This is a genomic window from Streptomyces sp. NPDC102278, assembly GCF_044766345.1.
In the GTDB taxonomy this organism is placed as follows: Bacteria; Actinomycetota; Actinomycetes; order Streptomycetales; family Streptomycetaceae; genus Streptomyces.
In genome coordinates this window covers 397189-418448 of record NZ_JBIWLV010000002.1, presented here as the reverse complement: position 1 = coordinate 418448, position 21260 = coordinate 397189, and the positions used below count along the sequence as shown (strand labels likewise).

Here is a 21260-nt window from a genome sequence, read left to right as displayed (position 1 = left end):
GTGTCCGGGACGGGTCTGACCAGCCCGTCCCCGATCCGCGGCCGCCGGTTCACCTCCCACACAGTTCAGACCGGCCGCTCCGGCCTGCCCGGAAACGGCCCGCGAAAGGGAACACCGTGCACGCAAGCAGACGTCGGCTCATATCCGTGGTGGCCATGTCCGTCACCCTCCTGGCGGGCTCCGCCACCGCTTCGGTGGCCCTGACCGGCACCTCGGACCCCGCCGCCACCCTCCCGGCCGCCGCGGCCCCCGCCGGTGCCCCCGGCGCGGCGCCGGTCGAGAACCTCATCGTCGGATACAAGTCGACTGCCAGCGAAGCCAGTTCGAACTCCGCCGCCGCCGACGACGCCGCCGCCAAGGGGAAGAAGGCCGGCAAGAAGGCGACTTTCGACCGTCGCCTCGGCACCGGCGCGGCGCTCGTCAACCTCGGAGGCGCCACCGCGCCCACCGCGGCCGCCGACGTGATCGCCCAGTTCCGGGCCGACCCCGACGTCGCCTACGTCGAGCCGGACTCCCGCGCCTACGCGCTGGCCACCCCGAACGACACCGAGTACGCCAAGCAGTGGGACCTCTTCGAGCCCACCGCCGGCATGAACGTGCCCGCCGCCTGGGACAAGACCACCGGCTCCGGCGTCACCGTCGCCGTGATCGACACCGGTTACGTGGCCCACTCCGACGTCGCGTCCAACACCGTCGCCGGCTACGACTTCATCACCAGCTCCTCCGCCGCCCGCGACGGCAACGGCCGCGACAACAACCCCGCCGACCAGGGCGACTGGAGCGGGGCCGGCGAGTGCGGCACCGGGTCCAAGGCCAGTGACTCCTCCTGGCACGGCACCCACGTCGCGGGCACCATCGCCGCGGCCACGAACAACTCCAAGGGCGTCGCGGGCATCGCCTACAACGCGAAGATCCAGCCCGTCCGCGTGCTCGGCAAGTGCGGCGGCGCCACCTCGGACATCGTCGACGCCATCACCTGGGCGTCGGGCGGCTCCGTCCCCGGCGTCCCGGCGAACGCCACCCCGGCCAAGGTCATCAACATGAGCCTCGGCGGCTCGGGCACCTGCGGCACCAGCTACCAGAACGCCATCAACGCGGCCGTCTCCCGCGGCACCACCGTCGTGGTCGCCGCCGGCAACAGCAACGCGGACGCGGCCGGCTTCACGCCCGCCAGTTGCGGCAACGTGATCAACGTGGCCGCCAGCAACCGCACCGGCGACCGCTCGTTCTACTCCAACTTCGGCACGATCATCGACATCGCCGCCCCGGGCGGCGAGACCCGCCGCGCCACCGACACGCCCGGCACCGTCACCACCCCCGAGAACGGCATCCTCTCCACGCTCAACGGCGGCGCCACCACCCCGGGCGCCGAGATCTACAAGCCGTACCAGGGCACCAGCATGGCCGCCCCGCACGTCGCGGGTCTGGCCGCGCTGCTGGCCGCCGCCAAGCCCTCGCTGACCCCGGCGCAGATCGAGACGGCCATCAAGACCAACGCCCGCCCGCTCGCCGGCACCTGCACCGGTGGCTGCGGCGCCGGCCTCGCCGACGCGGCCGCGACCGTGAACGCCGTCACCTCCACCCCCACCACCCCGACCTTCGAGAACACCACCGACGTGGCGATCCCGGACAACGGCGGCGCCGTCTCGTCCTCGATCACCGTCTCCGGCCGCACCGGCAACGCCCCGGCCGCGCTCAAGGTCTCGGTCGACATCAAGCACACCTACCGCGGTGACCTCGTCATCGACCTGGTCGCCCCGAACGGCACCGTCAAGCGCCTGAAGAACTCCTCGAACGACAGCACCGCCAACCTGCTCACCACCTACACCGTCGACGCCTCCGCCCTGCCCGCCAACGGCACCTGGCAGCTGAAGGTGCAGGACGTGGCCGCCTCCGACACCGGCTACGTCAACTCCTGGAGCCTCGGCTTCTGACCCCGCCCGGCACCCGGTCCCCCAGCCGGACGCCGCCCGGTCCGCGTGCCGGCCTCCGAAACGGCCGGGAGCCCCCCAACTCCTGCCTGACGGGCCGATAGTACGGACCAACCACACCCAGCGGGCCTGCCGGTACCACTCGTACCGGCAGGTCCGCCGGGCTTTCCCGTCCACCGACTGATTTCTGCGTCACAAACAGGGTCCGCCCGGCGGCTGACCTCGTATTGTCGCGTCTCACAGGAAAGGCACGGAGCAGGGGCGCGAAAGGCTGGTGGCTGTGCGTGGCGGCGACGGGGAACGCTGACACGACCGTCGGACACGGTGAACTCATCGATGCCGTGGACCGCGCGCTGACCACGCACGGCCGCGCCGTCCTCACCGGACCGGCGGGCGCGGGCAAGACGGAGGTGGTCAGGGCCGTCGTGTCCGCGGCGGAGGGCCGCCGCGAGAGCGTGCTCCACCTCGCCCCGGACCCCTCCGACCAGTGGATACCCGAGGCCTCGGCCGCGGCCCTGCTCGCCTCCGTGCCCCAGGCCGTACTGGACCGGCTCGCCGGACCCCGGCGCGCCGCCATCGCCCTGCTCCGGCGCGAGACCGACGAGCCCGGCGCCGGCCGCGACCACGTCGCGCTGCGCCTCGCCGTCGTCGAGGTCCTGCGGACCCTGGCCGCCCCGGGACCCGTCCTGCTCGTCCTCGACAACGCGCAGTGGCTCGACGACGAGAGCACCGACCTGCTCCGGTTCGCCCTGCGCCTCACCCCGCCCGGCGTCCGGGTCCTCGTGGCCGAATGCGTACAGGGCGGAGCGCCCGTCGCCGTACCCCTCTGCGGCCCCGACACCCCCGCCATCCGCGTTCCCCCGCTCGGCGCGGAGCAGGTCGCCGAACTCCTCTGCCGGCACGGCCTGCCCGCCCGCCTCGCCGGCCGCATCCACCAGGCCAGCGGCGGCAACCCCCGCCTGGCCCTCGCCCTCGGGCACTCCCTCGCCGAAGCCGCCGGCTCCCGCGACCAAGGCGCCCACCACGCCGACACGCTGCCGGTCTCGGGGCAGGCTCGCGAGGTCGCCCGCCGGCTGCTCGCCGAAGCCCCCGCCCGGGCCCGCCGCACCCTGCTGCTCGCCGCCCTCGCGGCCCGCCCCACCACCGCCCTGTTGCGCCGGGCCGGCCGCCCCGACGCGGAAGCGGAACTCGCCGAGGCCGAACGCGCCGCACTGGTCACCGTGGCGGAGGACGGCGCGGTGCGGTTCACCGCGGGCGCCCTCCCGACGGCACTGGCCGCCGACGCGGGCTGGCCCGAGCGGGCCGCCGCACACGCCGCGCTCGCCACCGCCGTGGACGACCCCGTCCAGGCCGTACGGCACCGCGCGCTGGCCGTCGACGCCCCCGACGCCCGCCTCGCCGCCGAGATCACCGCCGCCGCCGCGTCCTGTCGGCACCGGGGGCAACGCGCCCTCGCCGCCGAACTCGGCCTGCTCGCCGCCGAACGCACCCCCGCCGACCTGCCCCGGGACGAACTGGCCCGACTCGTCTGCGCCGCCGAGGACGCCGGATGGGCGGGCCGCGCCGACCTCGCCCGCCGCGCCACCCGCGCCGTGCTCGCCCGCGACGCCTCGCCCGCCGACCGGGTACGGGCCCGACTCGCCGTGATCGACGCCGCCGGGCAGGCCCTCGCCGACCTCGACGAGACCTTCGCGTACGCCGTGGCCGACGCCGCCGGCGACCCCTCGCTGCGCGCCGCCGTCCAACTGCGCATCGCCTGGAAGCACAACCTCAGCGACGGGGACCCCGTCCGCTCCCGCGACGCCGCCGCCGAGGCGGGCGCCCTCGCCGCCCTCGGCGGCGACCAGGTCGCCGAAGCCATGGCCCTGACCGTGCGGGCCCGCATGGGCCGCATCCTCGGAGACCACGACGCCGAGGACATCCTGGCCGAGGCACTGGCCCTGCCCGCCCCCGAGGTGCCGCTCGGCATGCGCAACGCGCCGCAGTACCTGGCCGTTCGACACGCCCTCTTCGACGACCGGCTCGACGACGCCCGTGACCGGCTCCTCGTCCTGCTGCCCGCCGTCCAACGCACCGGCTCCGCCGAGGACGTCTTCGAGGTGCTGCGCAGCCTCTCCGAGGTCGAGCTGCGCCGGGGGCACTGCGCCGCGGGCGCCGCGCACGCCCGCCGCGCCCTGGAGCTGACCATCGAGGCCGGCCTCTCGCCCGGCCCCGCCTGGTACGTCGCCGCGATGGCCGAGGCCACCGCCGGCAGCTTCGCCCGCGCCGTCGGTTACGCCCGACGGGGCATCCAGGCCTCCGAGGAGGAACAGGACCAGGTGTTCCTGTCCCGGGGCCTGTACGCCCTCGGGACGGTGGAACTGGCCACCGGGGAAGCCGCGAAGGCGGTGGCCACCCTGCGCAGGGTGGCGGAGCTGGAGGAGGCCCAGCAGGTGGTGGACCCCTCCGTGCTGCGCTGGCACGGGGAACTCGCGGAGGCACTCGTCGCCGCCGACGCCCCCGAGGAGGCCGCCGCCCTGCTGGACTCGACCCGTACGGTCGCCGACGCGCTCGGCCGCACCGGTGTGATCACCGTCCTGGACCGGGCCCGGGGCCTGTGCCTGGCCGCGCAGGGCGAGGCGGAGGCCGCCGTGGCGCTGCTGGAGGCCACGGCGAGGCGGTTCGGCGCCCTCGGGCTCCCGCTGGAACGGGCCAGGACCCTGCTCGCGCTGGCCCGCGTCGAACGGCGCCGTCGGCGGCGCGCTCCCGCCCGCGCCGCCCTCGGGGAGGCGGCCGAGGTGTTCGACCGGGCCGGCGCGAAGCCCTGGCTCGACCTGGCCAGGGAGGCCGGCCCCGACCCGGCCGCCGCCCGGCACCCGGGGCCGGCGGCCCTGACCGAGGCCGAGACCCGACTGGCCCTGCTCGTCGGCCAGGGTGCCAGCAACCAGGAGGCGGCCGCGAAACTGTTCCTCAGCGTCAAGACGGTGGAGGCCCGGTTGACCCGGATCTACCAGAAGCTCGACGTGCGCTCCCGTGCCCAGCTGGCCACCGCCCTGCGGACGGGCCGGCTCAGCAGCTGAGGTTGTTCCCCGGGGTCACACCGAGCAGCTGGGTGAAGCTCTGGTACTTGCTCACCCGGCTCTGGACCTGACCCGGGTTCCCGCCGTTGCACTCCAGGGCCCCGTTGATGGAGCGGATCGTCTCGCCGAAGCCCGCGCCGTTGACCATCGCGGCGTGCGCGGTCATCGTGCCCGGCCCGTTCTGGGTGTTCCAGTACCAAAGGGCCGTCTTCATGGCCACCGCCGGGTCCTGCTCCACGAGGTACGGGTTGGCGAGGAGGTTGATGCCCAGGGCGTCACCGGCCGCCTTGTAGTTGAAGTTCCAGCTGAGCTGGATGGGGCCGCGCCCGTAGTACGCGGCCTGGCCCGCCGGACATCCGTAGGGCTGCGTGGCGTCGCAGTAGTGCGGGTAGTTGGCGGTGTTCTGCTCGACGATGTAGAAGAGCCCGCCCGTCTCGTGCGAGACGTTGGCGAGGAAGGCGGCCGCCTCCCGCCGCTTGACGGTGTCGTCGCCGGTGTTGGCGAAGGCCGGGTACGCGGAGAGCGCCGCGACCAGCCCGTTGTAGGTGTAGAAGGGGTTCCGGTTCGGGAACATCTGGTTGAACTGGGCCTCGCTGACGACGAACCCGGTGCCGTTCCCCGGGTCCGGGTCCTGACCCCCGCCGCCACCGCAGGCGCCCTGGTCCGACCAGACCCCCCACTGGCCGGTGGTGCCGGGCGTCTCGCCCTGCGTCCACCACTTGGCCTGCCAATTGTGTCCGTTGTACGAGGCGTTCATGCCGCCCGTGTACACCGCCGAGGAGGCCCAGGAACCGGCGCAGGCGGGGGCGGCCGCGGCGGGCGAGGCGGGCAGGGCCACGGCGAGGCCGAGGGTCACGGCGGCGGCCGCGGCGAGCGAGAGGGCACGACGACGAAGCGTGCGTATCACGTAACTGCTCCTAGAGTGGGGGGAATTGCCGGGTGGGGACGACAACTACCGCCACTGAACCGAAGGTGGTCTGGACCTGTCAAGGTCTAGACCAAACCTTTCGGTGGAAACACGGTGCAGGTCGGTGGGAACGCGGTACCGGTCACGCGCGGAAACGCCGAACCGGCGCGACGAGTGGGATCGTCACGCCGGTTCGGGTCGACCGGTTCAGCTGCCGGCGGAGAGGTTCCCGGAGAGGACCGGGATGTTGTCCACGATGTGCGACAGGGACTCGTCGCCCTTCGCCTGGGTGGAGTTCTCCGCGCACTGCTGGTTCTGCGGGTTCGACAGGACGTTGATGTCCTGGACGCCGACGTTGATCGCGGCGAGGATCGACTGGGCGTTGACCTTCGCGGGCAGGCCCACGCAGAGCTTGTTCAGCGAACCCTGGACGGCGCTGAGCTGCGGGCTCATGGCGCCTTCGGTCTCCTGGTTGCCGTAGATCTGCGAGGCGTTGTTGCCGTTGACCGTGTTCACGCCGTTGTCGTTGCCGATCGCCATGGCCGGGGTGGCCGCAACGGCGCCTGCGCCGATGACGGAGGCGGTGACCGCGGCGGTGGCCATGAACTTCTTGAGCATCGTGAGGATCCTTCTGTCGCGTGGGCTGTCCCCGGCGGGACGCCCTGATCAACTGTCCTCACGGCATGTGGTTATCGCCCGTCACCCATGCGGCCCAACAATCCGTTTCCGGGGGCCCCTGCGACCGCCCGTCCGCGCGGTCGGCGCCGCCACCGCCCACGCCGCCGGGTGGAACCTCCCGGCGGGGCAGCGGTCGGTCCGTGATCAGCCGGTCTTGCGACGGACCTTCTTGTTCTTGCCACCGGGGCCGCTGCTGGAGCCCTGGACCTTTGCCCGACTCTGGTGCGACTGCTGGGACTGGGCATTCGCGGCGTTGCGCTCCAGGGCCTCCCGGAACTTGCGCTTGGCCTCATCGGCCGGGGACTCGTTCTGCGGGGTGTCTGTTTCGTCTGCCATCTTGTCCTCCTGGGGTGATCGAGCCGTTTCAGTCTGTCAGGTGCCCGTTCCCCTGACCAGCGAGTTCGCTGTGAGAGGCATCCGAGGGGAGCGGGCGGGCGACCGAAACCCCCCAAGGTGGGGCCGGCGGGCGCGCCGCGGCCGCCGGACTCGCGGTGACCCGGGACGTCCGCCCAGGTCACCGCCTTGAGACCGGGGGCTCAGGCGGACGGGGCCTCGGCCCCGCCGCCGGCGCGGACCGCCGCGAGGGCGGCGAGGTGGAGCGCGTGCGCGTCCCCGTGCGGGAGGGGGCCGCCCGTGAGCGTGTACCACTCGTCGGCGTCCAGGTACTGGATCTCGAACCGGATCTTGCCGTCGGCCCCCGCGACCGTGCGGAGGGTCAGCTCACCCGTGATCACACCGACCTCGTCGGTCATGGCCCCGCCGGGGCCGGCCACGACCGTGTCCGTCCACTCCTGCGCCGCGTCGTTGCGCTCCGCCCCGCTCATGAGCCCGCGCAGGTGTCGATCATGGTGGTGAGCATGGCTTTCTCCGGTTCGGTGACGGTCAGCTCGTAGTGGGACTTCACGGTGGTCCAGGCGCGTCCGTACTGGCACCAGCTCGCCTTGTCCGGCGGCTGCCACAGGTCCGGGCTCTGGTCGCCCTTGGACCGGTTCGACGCGGCCGAGACCGCCAGCAGCTGGGGGCGGGTCAGGTCGTTCGCGAAGGCCTTGCGTCGGGCCGCGTCCCACCCGGCGGCGCCGGAGCGCCAGCCCTCGGCGAGCGGGACCATGTGGTCGATGTCCAGCTTCGACGCCTCGTTGAACTCCAGCCCGTCGTACAGGCTCTTCCAGGCGCCGGACGAGGCGCGGCACTCGGAGTCCCGCGCGACGTCCTTGCCGTCGCGCTTGAGGACGGCCTCGCGGGTGTCGCACTTGTTGCCCTGCTCGGCCCAGTGCGTGAACTTGGCGCGGCTGTAGCCGGCCATCGTGCCCGGCTTGCCGATCTTCAGCGTGGCCAGTTGCGTCCGGGCGACGGCCGCGCTGACCATGCCGGGCAGTACGTCGCCCGCAGTCGGCTTCGCGTCGCCCCCGGACGGCGCGGAGGGCGAGGCGGACGCGCCGGGCGCCCGCGTGCCGCCCTTCCCGTCGCCGGTCCCGCCGGGGCCGGTCTGGCTGCATCCGGTCACCCCGAGCAGCAGCGCGACGGCCACCACGAGGGCGCGCGACCCTGTCTGACGTTCCATGAATCCACCCCGAGTCGAACTCCCGCACGCTGTCCCGGGGGAGCCTACCCATACCCGGACATCCGATCCGTGCGTGTCGCGGCCGAGTGTCACGGGCCGTCAGGGAGCCGCCCCGTACCGGTCCGTCGGACCGGGCGAGCGTCCGGCGCAACCGCGGGTGTCCGGCGCGCGGTTGCGCCGGTACGGGGTGCTTCATCGCCTTTCGCCGTGTTCGGTCCGTCGGCGTCGGGTGTGTCGGATCTCGCACGTCCGCCGGGCCCCGGCGCCTCCCGCGCCGCCGGAGCCCGCGCGGGAGGCACCCCGGTCAGGACCAGGAGGCCGCCACCAACGAGCGTTCCGCCGCGCCGAGGTGGGTGGCCGAGGCGAGCCAGGCCCAGGCGTAGCGGTCGGCCGAGGCGTCGGCGAGGCGGCCGAAGGCGTCCCGGGGGCGCCGGTCCGCCTCGACGGCCAGGGCGGTGGCCAGATCCGCCGCCGCCCCGAAGCCGGAACGACGCAGCGGGCCGCGCAGGCCGAGCGGCTCCGGGCCCCTGGCCGCCTCCGCCACGGCCCGGCGGCCGCCCGCCACCCCGGTCTCCAGGAGCCTGCGCACCCGCCACAGCGGGGACTCGGCCAACGGATCCGCGTCGGGCCCGGCCGGACCCGCGAGGGGGTCGCGACCACCCTCCGGGAGCTCCGGCGCGCCTTCCGGGAGGTGGGAACCCTGGAGGCGGTCGTACCCCAGGTCGGCCCGGCCGAGCCACTCCTCGGGCAACCGCAACGTGTACGACGCGCCCGGCACCGGCCCGACGGCCAGCGCGCCCAGGGTGGCGGCCCGGTCCGGATCCGGACGGCCCAGCACCCGGACGGCCAGACCCGGACACCCCGCCAGCCGGCGCAGGTTGGCCGCGTGCGGCAACTCGGGATGCGGATGCGCCGGGCGCAGCCGGAGCACGGGGGCGTCCGCGCGCACCGTCCCGTCGGACGACAGCTCCCGTACCAGCAGGTGCTCACCGGCCCCGCCGACGACCCGTACGTCGCACCCCAGCAGCTCGGGTTCGCCCTCCGGGTCGACGAGCAGACCGGCCACCGCCTGCGCCGCCGGGCGGGCGAACAGCGCGGCGGCGGGCTCCTCGGTCCAGGCGATCCCGCGCAGCGGAGTCGCCCTGACCCCGCGTCCCGCCCCCAGACGCCCGTCGGCGGACACCGTCGCGCCGACGACGAGCAGGCCCCCGCGCGCCAGCCCGGCGTGGTCGAGGGCGGCACCGCCCAGGGCCACGGAGGCGGACCCGGCGCCCCGGGCACGGGCGAGCCCGCCGGGGCGGACGTCCGACACGGAGTAACGGGAGCCGTCCGCGCCCACCAGATGGGTGACCACACCGCCGTACCCGGTGGCGGACAACACCGGCTCGCGGCACAGCCCGTGCACCCGCAGGCTCCCGCCCGCCTGGTAGGCCCGGCGGCCCGAGCCCGTCAGCGCGGGACCGCCGGTCCCGGAGGCCATCAGTCCCGCGACGTGCAGCAGCTCCCGGAAGGCCTCGGTGAGGGCGCCGAGCCGCTGGGCGGCGCTGCGTTCCCGCGCCGCCCGCAGCCCCCGTACGACACGCAGCGCGGCGGCCTCGCCGCGCGGCAGCCCGGCGAGGCGGGCGGTGTGCGCGGCCCGCAGCAACTCGGCCTGCACCACCGCCCCGCCGGCCGCGACCCCGGCGGCCAGTGCCGCGGCGGCCGCCTCCCACAGCGCGGCCGCGGCGCGCAGTTGTGCGGCGGTCGGTGGCTCGGGCGGCGGCGGACCCCCGGTGGGGATCCCGGGCGTCGTGGCCCCGTGCGCCGCGGGCGCCTCGGGACCGGCCCCCACCGCCACACCGCTCTGCGGCGGCGTCCCCGCCCGGGCCGGATCCGTGCCGGCGTCGGCCGCCGGCTCCCCGGGCGCGAGCTGCTCCGGATCGGCGAGCGGCGCCGCCCCCAGCACGGCGGCCCGATGCAGGCAGCGCGGTGCCAGCAGGCAGCCGCAGACGGCCTGGTCGGCGGATGTGACCACCCCCGAAGGGCCCGGGCGCAGGGTCACCACGGCGTCCTCGCCGAACCGGACGGTGACGCTCCCGTCCGGCCCGGCGACCGCCCCCGAGGCGCACGCCTCGGTGGCCGCGTCCAACTTCTTGCGCAGCCGTGCGGTGAGGTTCTCCACCGCCTCCGCGAGGACCTCGGGGGCGACGGGCGGCAGCAGATCGGTACTCAACGGACATCTCCACGGAGGCGTTCGCCCACCCAGCGGGCGAGGGCGAGGGGACTGAGCGCGGCCACCGGCATGCCGGCCGCGACGAGTTGCCGCGCGATCGCCACCGAGTACCGGGGCGCGCCCGCGTCGTCGAGCGCGGCGCAACCCAACAGGTGGGCGCCGGAAGCGGCCAGCGCCCGCACCTCGCCGAGCAGCCCGCCGAGCGGCGCGCCCTCCTCGAAGTCGCTCACCACGACGACCAGGGTGCGGCTCGGAACGGTGATCAGCGAACGGGCGTGCGCGAGCCCGGCGGCGATGTGCGTACCGCCGCCGACCCGAACCTCCAGCAACAACGACAGCGGATCGTTGACGCGGTCCGTGAGGTCGACGACCCGGGTCGAGAACGCCAGGAAGTGGGTGGACAGGGTGGGAACCCCGCCCAGCACGGCCGCCGTCAACGCCGACCAGACCACCGAGGCCTCCATCGAGCCGGACACGTCGACCACCAGGATCAGCCGCCAGTCGGCCTCCCGGCTCGCCCGCGTACTGAACACGGGCCGCTCCGGGACTACCACCACCCGCCCGTCGGCCGACCGCCGCGTGTGCGCGAGGTTGGCCCGCAGCGTCCTGGCCAGGTCCAGCTTCCCGCCGGGGCGGCGGGTCGGGCGCGGCGTCGCCAGCCCCGAGAGCGTCGGGCGCAGCCGGGTGGCCAGCTCCCGGGCGAGTTCGTCGACCAGACGGCGCACCAGGGGCCGCAGCCGGGCCAGTTGCTGTTCGGGCATCCCACCGGCCAGCGACAGCACCGACGTCAGCAGCTCCATCGAGGGACGTACCGAGGCGGGATCCAACTGGGCCAGTACGTCGACCCGGCCCGCGTCCGCGGCGTCGGCCAACACCTCCTCCCGCACGTCCGCGCCGAACAGCGCCTCCAACTCCTCGGACCACTCGCGGGCCGTGGGGAACGAGGCTTCCCGCCCCCCGCCCGCGCCGCGGCCGTCGTCCAGATCGGCGGAGCCCTCGCCGCGCCCGGCGCCGTACAGCTCGTCGAGCGCCCGCGCGTAGCCCCGCGCACCGGGCGGCAGCCGGTCGCACTGCCGCCCGAGCAGCAGCCGCCACCGGTCGGCGGCGGACAGTCGCCGCGACCCCGCGTCGACGGACCGCGGCGCGGCCGTCCCCTCCGCAACGTCGGGCGCATCGGTGTCCGCGGCGGGCAACGGCAGTCCCTTGAGGGCGGCGAGGCCCGCCGCGTCCGCCGCCGCCCAGAGGGCGAGCAGGCCGGGCGGCGCGTCGAGCGAGAGGTCCGGGCGGTCCCCGAGCCGTTCGGTGACGGTGTCCAGCAGCCGGTCGCGGGCGGCGGGGGAGAGGACGTCGAAGCCGCCGCGCAGCGCCGGCAGCCGATCCAGGAACCGGTCGTCCGCGAGAGCGTCCACCCAGTCCAGCAAGGGGGTGAGGGCGGTCGGGGAGGAGCCGAGCAGGGGGCCCGCCGCCGTCAGCAGACCGGTCAGCCGGCGGGTCAGGGCACGCCGGGCTTCCGGAGTGCCGGCGCCGTCGACCCAGCCCGCCGCCCGGTCGCCGAGCCCGGCCGCCGGATCAAGGTCCAACAGGACCCGTACGGCCAGGGCGGCGCCCTGCATCAACGGGGAAGCGGACGCGACCAGTTCGGCCAGGGCGGAGTCCAGCCGCAGCCCCAGGTGCCGGCCGGCGGCCCGGTCCGCGAGGGCCACCAGGGCGGCCGCGTCGGCGGGGTCCTCGCTGCCGGCGAGCCCGGGCAGGGACCGTACGGAGGCCTCCACCAACTCCTCCGAGAGGGCTTCGGCGCGCACCCGTGCCCCGTCCGACGTCCCGGGGAAGTGGCCCCGGCCAAGCCCCTCCGACAAGTCCATGGCTTCCAGGAGTTCGGCCAGGCCGGCGGTCTCCGGCAGGACCGCGGCGGCCTCCTCCAGCCGTACGTCGACCAGCGCGGGCAGATCGCACCGCGCGGCCGCGCCCAGCCCGGTCAGGATCTGCGCCGGGGTCGGGCCCCCCTCGTCGGCCGCGCGGCGCGCGATGTCACGCAGCGTCCCGGCGGCCGCCTGGGCGGCGGTCACCCCGCGGACCCCGGCCAGGTCGAGCCGGGCCGGCACGGACGGGGTCCAGGACAGCCGCCACTTGCTCCCGAGGGCGGTGCCGTCGCCGGTGGCGGCCACGGCGACGGGCTCCCCGTACCCGGCGCCGCACACCAGCAGCCGCCGCAGCATGACCTCGCGACGGCCGTCCAGCTCGGAACGCAGCGGATCGAGCCGGACCTCGCGGGGCGCCGGATCCCGGGGCGACGGAAGCCGCAGCGCCGCCAGCTCCTCCTCGACGGCGGGACCGAGCCCCGACCGGGGGGCGTGCGGGGTGATCCCGCCCCGACCCGCCCCGACCAGTACGGCCTCCAGCGCGCGGGCCAACGCCCGCCCCCGGCCCATCGGTTCGCCCTGGCCGAGGACGGTCATGACCGCCTCCAGCAGTTCCCCGCGCCCGGGCGCGGGCAGCCCGCGCAGCATCGCCAGGTCACAGGCGAGCCGAAGCGTCTCCGCCGCCTCGCCGGTACCGGCGGTGTGCCCGGCCCGGCGCAGCTCGCGGCAGACACCGGTCACGACGACCGAGGCCGCGTCGCGCACCCGCACCGGGTCCCCGCCGGCCTCGAACACCGCCTGCTGCCACAACGGGTCCCGGATGCCCGCCGGATACCCGGAGCGGGAGTCGAGCAGGTCGAAGGAGTACGGCACGAACGAGGCCACCACGGCGTCGTCGGCGGACACCGCGGCCTCGTCGCGGGAGCGCGCGCCGGCCCCCACCCCCGACGCGCCGGTCTCCTCGCCGCCGGCGATCTCGCCGGCGGTGGGGAGGAGGGCCGGCGCGTGGAAGGCGCCGATCAGCGCGGCGACCCGGCGCCCCCCGGCGCGGGCCGCGGCGATCACGGCCCGCATGTGCGCCTCGCGGGCCAGGTCCCGCGCGGGCACGTCGGCGTCCGCGCGCAGCGCCCAGCCCACGCCGAGCGCCGCCCGGCGCACGGCCTCGGCGGAGCAGCCCGGGGCCTGCACCTCGACCGCGCGGTCCCAGAGGTCGTCGCCCTCGCGCCCGGTGCCGGACGCGGAGAGCGCCTCGGCGAAGGTACGCCGGGCCGGGGTCGACGGTCCGTCGCCCGACGGGACCACGGCGTCCGGCGCCGGCCCGACGGGCGTGCCCCACTCCGGTACCGGCCGGTCCGGGCCCACCGGGCGCAGGCCCGACGGAGCGTCCGGAAGGGACCACCCGTCGTCGGCCAACGGCAGGTCACAGCAGATCACCTCCACGCCGCGCTCCCGAGCCCAGCGGATCGCCGCCAGTTCGGGGGAGAAGTCGGCGAACGGGTAGAACGCCAGGCGCCCGTCCCGCCCCCGACCGGCCAGCGCGACCGGGGCCACCGTCTCGGGATCCGCCACGTACCCCCACCACGACTGGAACTCGGCCGGCAGCTCCACGCAGAGCACCTCCGCGCCCGCGTCGTCCAGCAGCGCCGGCACCACCGCCGCCAGGGCCGGGCTGTGATGCCGGACCCCCAGCAGGTACGGCTCCCGGCACGCGGCGAGCGCCTCCACGGCGTCCCTCGGATCGATCATCGTCACCGCAGGCTCCCGCGCAGGTCCCACAGCCGACGCCACATCGCCGAACCGTCCTCGGCCCGGCGGCGGACCGGCCCGTCCCAGTACCCCAGCAACCGGCCGTGGTCGGCGGGGTCGTCCTTGCGCACGACACCCAGCAGGTGGCCGGGCAGCAGGTCGAGGACGTCCCCGCCCGGCAGGTAGGCGGCGGCCACCCCCAGCGAGGCAGCCACCTGCACGGCCTCGGCGGTGGACATGACGGTGCCGGGCCGCTCCACGTCCCAGCCCTCGGCGCTGCGCCCCGAGCGCAGGTCCCGGAACACGGTGACGAGGGCGTCCAGCACCGCGTCGTCCACCCCGAACGCGGCCCCGGCGCGCTGGACCGCGGCGACCGCCTGGCGGCGGATCAACGTGGCCTCGGCGTCGGCGTCCGCGATCGGCGCGACCGTCTCGAAGTTGAACCGCCGCTTCAACGCCGCCGACATCTCCGAGACGCCGCGGTCGCGGAGGTTGGCGGTGGCGATGACCGTGAAGCCGGGAGCCGCGGACACCACCGCGTCCTCGGTCGAGGTCAGTTCGGGCACGCTCACCCGACGGTCGGACAGGATCGACACCAGGGCGTCCTGTACCTCCGGCAGGCAGCGGGTGATCTCCTCGACCCGCACCACCCGGCCCGTGCGCATCGCGGCGAGCACGGGGGAGTCGACCAGCGCCTGCGAGGTGGGGCCCTGGGCCAGCAGCAGGGCGTAGTTCCAGCCGTACCGGAAGGCGTCCTCGGTGGTCCCCGCGGTGCCCTGCACGGTCAGGGCGCTGGTGCCGGACACGGCCGCGGCGAGCAGTTCGGACAGCATCGACTTGGCGGTGCCGGGCTCGCCGGTGAGCAGCAGCCCCCGTTCGCCGGCGAGGGTGACCACGCACCGTTCGACCAGGGCGCGTTCGCCGACGAACTTCGACGCGATCGCCAACTTGGTCGGCAGACCGGCACGCCGCTTGGGCAGGGTCAGTTCGACGCCTTCGCTGCCGCAGACGAACGTGACGACGGCGCGCGGGGTGAGGGCCCAGCCGGGCGGGCGCGGCCCGGTGTCGTGTGCGGCCAGGAAGGCGAGTTCGACGGCGTGGCGCTCCTCCGCGGGCATGACCTGCCGGGCGGGGGCGGACGGTTCGGTGACGGACGGTTCGGTGACGGTCATGGGGATCCTCCGGGTGGTGCGGGAAAGGAGATCGGGGGCGCGGCGTGCCGCACGGCCCCGCGCGGGTCGGGGCGGACCGGGTGGGTGGCTCCCGGGCCGGTCCGCCGGGAAACGCCCGGGGTGGGCCGGTCCGGGCGGGGGCGAAGGGCCCCGGCCCGGACCGGCTCAGGAGGGCGTCACCGCCGGCGTCGCGTCGTGCGCTTCACCTTCAGTTCCTCGAAGCGCGGTGCGTCGCCCTCGCGGACCCGCTCCCACGCGCGCCGGTACAGCTCCGCGGCCGGATCGGTCGGCACGAGCACGCCCAGTACCGCGTTCCGTCCGGCGGCCGTTCCGTAGAGGGGCAGCTTCCACAGTTCCACCGGCAGCGTCGGCGAGGACAGGTCCGCCCACCCGCCCGGAAGGAACAGGGAGCGCCCCGCACGGCCGCGGCTCGCCGTCACCACCAGGTCGGTGGCGCCCAGCTCCGCGCGGGCCGCCTTCATCCGGGCCGGCTTCCAGCCCGTCCAGCGGGCCGTGTTGCGGTCGGTGGGATCCGGCATGGCGAGCAGGGCGAGGTAGAGGACGGCGGCGTCCGGGCCCAAGCCGTACGTGTCGCTCGCCTGCGCCACCAGGTCCGGTACCGAACGGCCCGCGTCCTGCGGCCACCAGGTCCCGTCCTTGTCCACCGACCCCGCGACGGGCGCCCCCGGATCGGCGAGGAGCCGCGCGAAGCCCGGGTCGTGCGCCAGGCGCAGCGCCGTCTCGACGGCGAACGGCTGCTGTCCGGGACCGCGCAGCGCCGGCAGGTACGGGTCGCCGCCGGTGGAGTCCAGCAGCGCCGGCCGCAGGGCCGGCCACGACCACCGGCCGCCCGCGCCGGGCAGCACCACCGCGCCGTACCGCTCGTACCCCTCGCCCGTCTCCGTCGGCGTGCCCGCCGCCTTGCGGAACTCCTCCGGGCTGTGGTGGACGCCCAGACCGAGCAGCAACTCCGGCCCCGCCAGCCGCCGGCGTACCGCCGTGAGCGCGGCGGGCAGCACGGCCCGGACCGGGTCCCCCGCCGGCAGCCGGTGCGCCAGCCACCCCGTGAGGGCGATCGCCCGGGTGAGTACCGGGGCGGTGAACGGGGAGGTCGCGGGCTCGCGGGGGGTGATCTGGTTCTCCCGCACCACCCACGCCACATCGGTGTTCAGCTGCGGCGCCACCGTCGGGTCCAGGAGTGCGGGCAGCGCGTCGTGCACCGACCACCGGTTCCCGTGGCCCGTACCGTCGCCGACGGCGCGGGTCGCCTCCACGAGCAGCCAGTCCGGTACCGGCGTACGGCGTCCCACGCGCCGGTTCCACACCGCCGCGGCGGCGGCCACGTCCGGCCCCTCGCTCCACAGCCGCGCCGGTTCGGCGGGCAGCAGCGCGGCCACGAGCTCCCGCCGGACCTCGACGTCGAGGGTGCGCAGGTCGTCGCGGGCGTACGCCGAGTCGGTGGCCTTGACCCCGATGGCCGCCCGGAGTTCGGCCGGCAGGAAGTTGCGGTCCCAGGTGTCGATGTCCGGGAGACCGGCGAGCACCAGCCGGGCCGCGGGCCCGCAGACCCCGGTCAGGCGGGCGAACTCCTCGGCGGCCTCCGCGAACCACGGCGCCGCGCCGTGCTCGGCCGCCGCGCCGAGGAACGCGGCGAGCCAACCGGCCCCGCGCCCCCGGTCCCCGAGCGGGGCGTTCCCGCGCGAGGTGTAGGGCTCCGGCACCGCGAACCGACCCGCGGGGTCGTGCAGCAGGGCCGTGAACTCGCGGCCCTCGTCGGAGGAATCCCCGTGCTCGCCGGTGATCGCGAGCAGCGCCCCGCCACCGAGCGGCAACACGGCCGAACGCCACTTCCCGCGGTCGCGGCCGTCCGGCTGCGTCGTGTGGGTGCGGCCGAGGTGGACCCGTACGCGCCGCCACCGGCCGGCGGACGCCTCGGCGGAGTCCAGGCCCAGGGCGACCACCTCGTCGAGCACCGCGCACAACGCCGCACGCCGCGCCTCGGTGGAACCGGTGACCACCGCGCGGTAGGCGACGGCGGCGGCTCCGTCGAGGAACAGCTCCGTCCAGGGCAGCGTCGTACGCGTCAGGCCGGGCACGTCGAAGTGCAGCCGTCCGGGCACCTCCGGCGCGTCCGTGTCGGCGGCGACGGACGCCAGCTCCCGCAGGAACCGGTACGCGGCGTCGTGGTCGCCGCCGAACCGGCGGTGCCCGCCGGCGATGAGCCCATCCAGCGCCTCGGCCACCAGCCTGTCGGACGGGCCCCGTACGACCTGCGGCGCGGGCTCGCGCGCCGGGGCCGGGTTCAGGGCGGCGGCCACCCTGTCGAGCGCCGCCCGCTGCCGCAGGGCGTCCCGGAGCTTGTCGACGACGCCCCCGATCAGCTCGGGCGAGGTGATCCGGGGCAGGGCCGCGCTCACCAGCGCGGGCAGTTCGCCCCGGTCGGCGACCGCGCCGGCCGCCTTCAACAGCGCACCGCAGGTCTCCGCGTCGGCGGTCCGCAGCGCGGCCGAGCCCTCGACGTCGCGGGCCCGCAGGCAGTACCAGTAGGGGAGCGGCGGGAGGTCCACGCAGGACGTGGAGTAGGCCGGGTTGTCGTGGTCGGAGGCGGCCCGGGAGGTGTCGACCCCCTCGTGGTCGCTGAGGATCAGCACGCGCCAGTCGCTGGACAGCACGCGCGGCCGGTCGTCGCCGGGCAGGCTCAGCGCCGCCTGCGGCACGCGGCCGCCGGCCGGCACGGTCACGGAGCGGCCGCCGGTGTCGGACCCGTGCCACCCTCGGTCGGGAAGGTGCACGGCACGCCAACCGAGCAGGCCGTCCACGGGGGCGCCGAGCACCGAGCCCTCCACGGTGGGCGTCGGCCGGAGCCAACTCACCCCCGCGTGCTGCGGCAGGCCGCTGCCCTCGGGGTGCCCGCGCAGGGCGTCGGCGAGGAACGCGGGCTGCGAACGCCGTCCCACGGACGCGCTCGCGGGGTCGTACTCGTGCCATCCCGCCGCGCCGGGCTCGCTTCCCGAGTCCCACACCCAGTACGAGGTCCCGTCGGACAGGACCGCGCGTTCGGTCGGAAGCCTGGTGTCGCCCGCGTGCAGGACGCCGTGGCCGGTGAACCGGCCGCCGCCGGGCAGCGGCAGGGTGACCTGCTCGTTGCGGATCGACCAGTACGACCCCGGGTGGTCGAGGGTCAGGACGTCGTTCGGGGCGCTCAGCCAGTAGCCCTCCACGGCGCCGCCGTACGAGACCCAGAACACCAACAGGTCACCGTCCACGTAGTGGTAGCCGTGGCGGTAGTGGTCGCCGCGCGGGATCCGCAGATCGTGGGTGAGCACCGTCGAGTCGGCGTCGATGACGCGGACCTGCGTGGAGTTGGCCACGATCAGGTGGGGCCAGGCGTCCATGACGGTGAGCGGGCGGCCGTGCCGGTGACCCTTGTCGTCGGGCCGCAGCTCGGCCACCGCCGTCTCCCAGGCCGGCCAGGTCAGTTCCTCGAACAGGCCGCCGCGCAGCGTGCGCGCGAGGATCCCGCCCACGTCGAGGGCGGCCGCCCTCGCGACGTCCTCGGGAGCCAGGGCCAGTGCCTCGGCGGGCAGCCAGGTCAGCCAGCGGATCGCCGCGGGCAGCGCCGGCAGCGCGGCGGCCGTGGAGGAGGCGGCCACCTCGCGGACCCACTCGGCCAGCAGGCCGCTGCTGCCGGGGGACTTGGCGAGCGCGCAGACGGCGCCGCGGCCGGTCGCCCGGCTCCCCAGCTCGTTCAGCGAACGGAACAGCACGGGGCGCATCCGCTGGTCGGCGCACAGGGCGCGCAGTTCCCGCCGGGCCGGGTTTTCGCCCCAGGCCTGGAGTCCCAGCGTCCGGTTGTCCTCGGGGTCCGGGTCGGCGAGCGGCAGGTCCAGCGACAGGACCAGATCGAGGAGGTCCACGTCCTCGAAGCCGAGGCGCAGGCCCGTCTCGCGCTCCGGCGCGGCGAGTTCCGCGCGCAGCCGGTCCGCGGCCCGCTCGACGAGTTCGAGCAGGCCCGGCAGTGCGGGCGGAGTACCCCAACCGCTGTACCGGGCGGTCTGGAAGCGCTCCAGCCAGCCGGACGCGCCGTCGGAGCAGCGCTCCTCGGCCGGGACGTCGGCCGAGGACAGTCCGGCGGTGGCGCCCGAGTCCGTCAGCAACTCCATCCAGGTCGCGGCCATGGCGCCCGCGTCGCCGCCGCCGGGCGGGGTCAGGCCGAGCAGCGTTCCGCGTACGGCGGGCACCCGCCGGGCGAGGGCGAGCAACGCCGCGCGGTGGGCCTTCCACCAGCCGACGGCGGCCCGCAGGGTGGCGGGCAGCGGCAGCAGCTCGGCGAGGTAGTCCTGCTCGGGTTCGGTGCCGGTCAGCCCGGCGGCGCGGGCCAGCCGGCGCAGTTCGACGGCGACCTGCGCCGACGGCGGCAGTCCGCCCGCGGTGCGGCGCACGCACAGCCGACGGAACCGGTCGAAGGCCTCGGTGGGGGAGACCCGGAGAGCCAGTGCCTTGCCGTACCCGGTCAGCACCTTCACCGGCAGGGCGCCGGCCAGGGCGAATTCGAGGAAGACGGCGTCCAGCCGGTCCTCGTCCACGATCAGTCCGAACTCGGCCTCGCTCGCGCGGGCCTTGCCGAACAACTGCGCGGCGTACGTGGTGTTCTCGACGGCCAGGAAGATCCGCGCGGCCTGCTCGTGGAAGACCGGGAGGAAGTGCGGAACGGAGGCCGCGAGCCGGCCGGCCAGCTCCAGACAGGCGTCGAGGGCGGCCTTCGGCTTGGTCTTCGCCTGGCGGGCGGCCCGGTCCAGTTCCGGTACGACGGCCAGCGCGTGGTGCCCGTCCTCGGGGTGGTGCACCAGGACCCACTCCGGGAACCCGAGCGCCTGTCGCCGACCGAGGCCCACCACGGCCGGGTCCCCGTCGGGCACGAGCCCCAGGAACCCGGCGGCGAGGTCCTCCGCGGCGCCCAGTTCGGCGGCGGCCAGCCGGATCACGACCCGGTCGTCGCCGAGGGCCGGGTGTCGGTACGCCCGCGCGGTCAGTTCGACGGCCCCCTCGCCCGCCCCGGTGGTGTCGGCGGGCAGTACGGCGCCCGCGTCGAGCAGTGCCCCGGCCCCGTCGGTGTCGATGGTCTCGGTGTTCACGCGTTCCCGCCCTCCTCGATCTTGCGCCCGGCGTACAGCGCCGCGGCCATCCGCATCCCCTCGGACCAGGCCACCGGTCCGACCTCGTCGAGCCGCACGGCCCGACCGTCCGCGTCGTGCCAGTTCAGCCCGCCGGTGCTCGACTCGTCCTCCCAGTACGGCTCGCCGATCCACACGGCGGCCTCCACGGCGCCGCCCGTGTCGCGGACCTTGCAGGTGGCGTAGCCGCCGGAGACCCGGTAGCCGAGACCGGTGGCCCGTGCCGCGAGGCTGAACCGGGAGGGGAACACCCCGCCCGCGTAGTCGCGCACCTCGGTCGCGTTGGCGGCGAGCCCCGCAGGCTTGCGCCAGGTCGCGCGGTGGATCTGCTCGACCTGCTGGGTGATGCCGAGTTCGGCGGCGAAGTCCCGTACGTCGTCCAGGTCGGGCAGCAGCACCGGGTGCGGCAGGGTCACCGTGCGCGGGGAGAGCCGTACGGTCTCGCCGTCGAGGTTGACCACCTTCAACTCGCCCGTCCCGGTGGCGTCGCGCAGGAAGCCCACCTCGTCGGGGTCGTCGTCGGCGACGATCGCCAGATCGCGCAGGGCGCCCTGCCAGGCCTCGTCGGGCCAGACCCGGGCCAGCAGCGCGGTCGGCACCGGCAGCGAGGACACCATCCAGGCGTCCACCTGGGCGACGCACGCGACCACGTGTCGATCCAGCCACTCCGAGAGCCGGCGCAGCCGGTCCACCTCGGGGTGGTCGCGCAGCGCCTTGGGCAGCGTCTTCAACTGCCGCCCCGTCACCCCCCGGGCCACGACCCGCCCCTCCACGAGGGCGATCTCGTAGCCCTCACCCGCCGCCAGCCAAGCCATCAGCCGTGCCCGCCCCTCTGCCTGTCCCGTCAGAATCCGCGCAGCCCGAAAGAAGGCGCCAACGCCCTGTGAGCTGCGGTATGTCGGGAGACTAGCGAGGCGCACTGACAACGTGGCGGCCAGGACGGGTCGGTGAGCGGGCCCAC

At 75.6% G+C, this 21260-nt stretch carries 12 protein-coding genes; 2 read left to right on the top strand and 10 right to left on the bottom strand.

All coding sequences use genetic code 11. From position 1 onward, the window contains the following. The first annotated feature begins 155 nt into the window (after positions 1 to 155). Entirely contained in the window at positions 156 to 1934 is a 1779-nt protein-coding gene (locus ACIRO3_RS06740; protein WP_404134099.1) for a S8 family peptidase, read from the top strand. Between the two features lie 281 nt (positions 1935 to 2215). Beyond that, the gene (locus ACIRO3_RS06735; protein ID WP_404133273.1) at positions 2216 to 4990 is read left to right on the top strand and encodes an AAA family ATPase; all 2775 of its coding nucleotides are present in this window, start codon (positions 2216 to 2218) and stop codon (positions 4988 to 4990) included. Here ACIRO3_RS06735 and ACIRO3_RS06730 read toward each other — a convergent pair. From ACIRO3_RS06730 to ACIRO3_RS06685, 10 genes are all read right to left on the bottom strand, one after another. Next, positions 4980 to 5897, bottom strand: coding sequence for a glycoside hydrolase family 19 protein (locus ACIRO3_RS06730; protein WP_404133270.1), 918 nt, complete (start codon positions 5895 to 5897; stop codon positions 4980 to 4982). The genes ACIRO3_RS06735 and ACIRO3_RS06730 overlap by 11 nt on opposite strands. 207 nt (positions 5898 to 6104) lie before the next feature. Next, complete coding sequence (locus ACIRO3_RS06725) at positions 6105 to 6515, bottom strand: rodlin (protein WP_351750982.1); 411 nt, start codon at positions 6513 to 6515, stop codon at positions 6105 to 6107. Between the two features lie 204 nt (positions 6516 to 6719). Continuing rightward, positions 6720 to 6911, bottom strand: a complete 192-nt coding sequence (locus ACIRO3_RS06720) for a DUF5302 domain-containing protein (protein WP_053680668.1) — start codon at positions 6909 to 6911, stop codon at positions 6720 to 6722. 200 nt (positions 6912 to 7111) lie between these two features. Further along, a complete protein-coding gene (locus tag ACIRO3_RS06715; RefSeq protein ID WP_366149209.1) occupies positions 7112 to 7399 on the bottom strand; it encodes a hypothetical protein in 288 nt (95 codons plus the stop codon). Beyond that, the gene (locus ACIRO3_RS06710; protein ID WP_404133266.1) at positions 7396 to 8136 is read right to left on the bottom strand and encodes a DUF1524 domain-containing protein; all 741 of its coding nucleotides are present in this window, start codon (positions 8134 to 8136) and stop codon (positions 7396 to 7398) included. Before ACIRO3_RS06710 ends, ACIRO3_RS06715 begins: the two co-directional genes overlap by 4 nt. A 304-nt stretch (positions 8137 to 8440) precedes the next feature. Continuing rightward, positions 8441 to 10348 (bottom strand): hypothetical protein, encoded by a 1908-nt coding sequence (locus tag ACIRO3_RS06705; protein ID WP_404133262.1) that lies wholly within the window; start codon positions 10346 to 10348, stop codon positions 8441 to 8443. Continuing rightward, positions 10345 to 13953: a DUF5682 family protein gene (locus ACIRO3_RS06700; RefSeq protein ID WP_404134097.1), complete on the bottom strand. Its 3609-nt coding sequence runs from the start codon at positions 13951 to 13953 to the stop codon at positions 10345 to 10347. The genes ACIRO3_RS06705 and ACIRO3_RS06700 overlap by 4 nt, the downstream gene beginning before the upstream one ends. A gap of 2 nt (positions 13954 to 13955) precedes the next feature. Next, positions 13956 to 15125: an AAA family ATPase gene (locus tag ACIRO3_RS06695; RefSeq protein WP_404133260.1), complete on the bottom strand. Its 1170-nt coding sequence runs from the start codon at positions 15123 to 15125 to the stop codon at positions 13956 to 13958. Between the two features lie 176 nt (positions 15126 to 15301). After that, positions 15302 to 20260, bottom strand: a complete 4959-nt coding sequence (locus tag ACIRO3_RS06690) for a DNA-binding protein (protein ID WP_404133257.1) — start codon at positions 20258 to 20260, stop codon at positions 15302 to 15304. Continuing rightward, on the bottom strand, positions 20257 to 21114 hold the full coding sequence (locus tag ACIRO3_RS06685) for a DUF4132 domain-containing protein (RefSeq protein WP_404133254.1): 858 nt from the start codon (positions 21112 to 21114) through the stop codon (positions 20257 to 20259). The genes ACIRO3_RS06690 and ACIRO3_RS06685 overlap by 4 nt, the downstream gene beginning before the upstream one ends. Positions 21115 to 21260 lie beyond the last annotated feature (146 nt).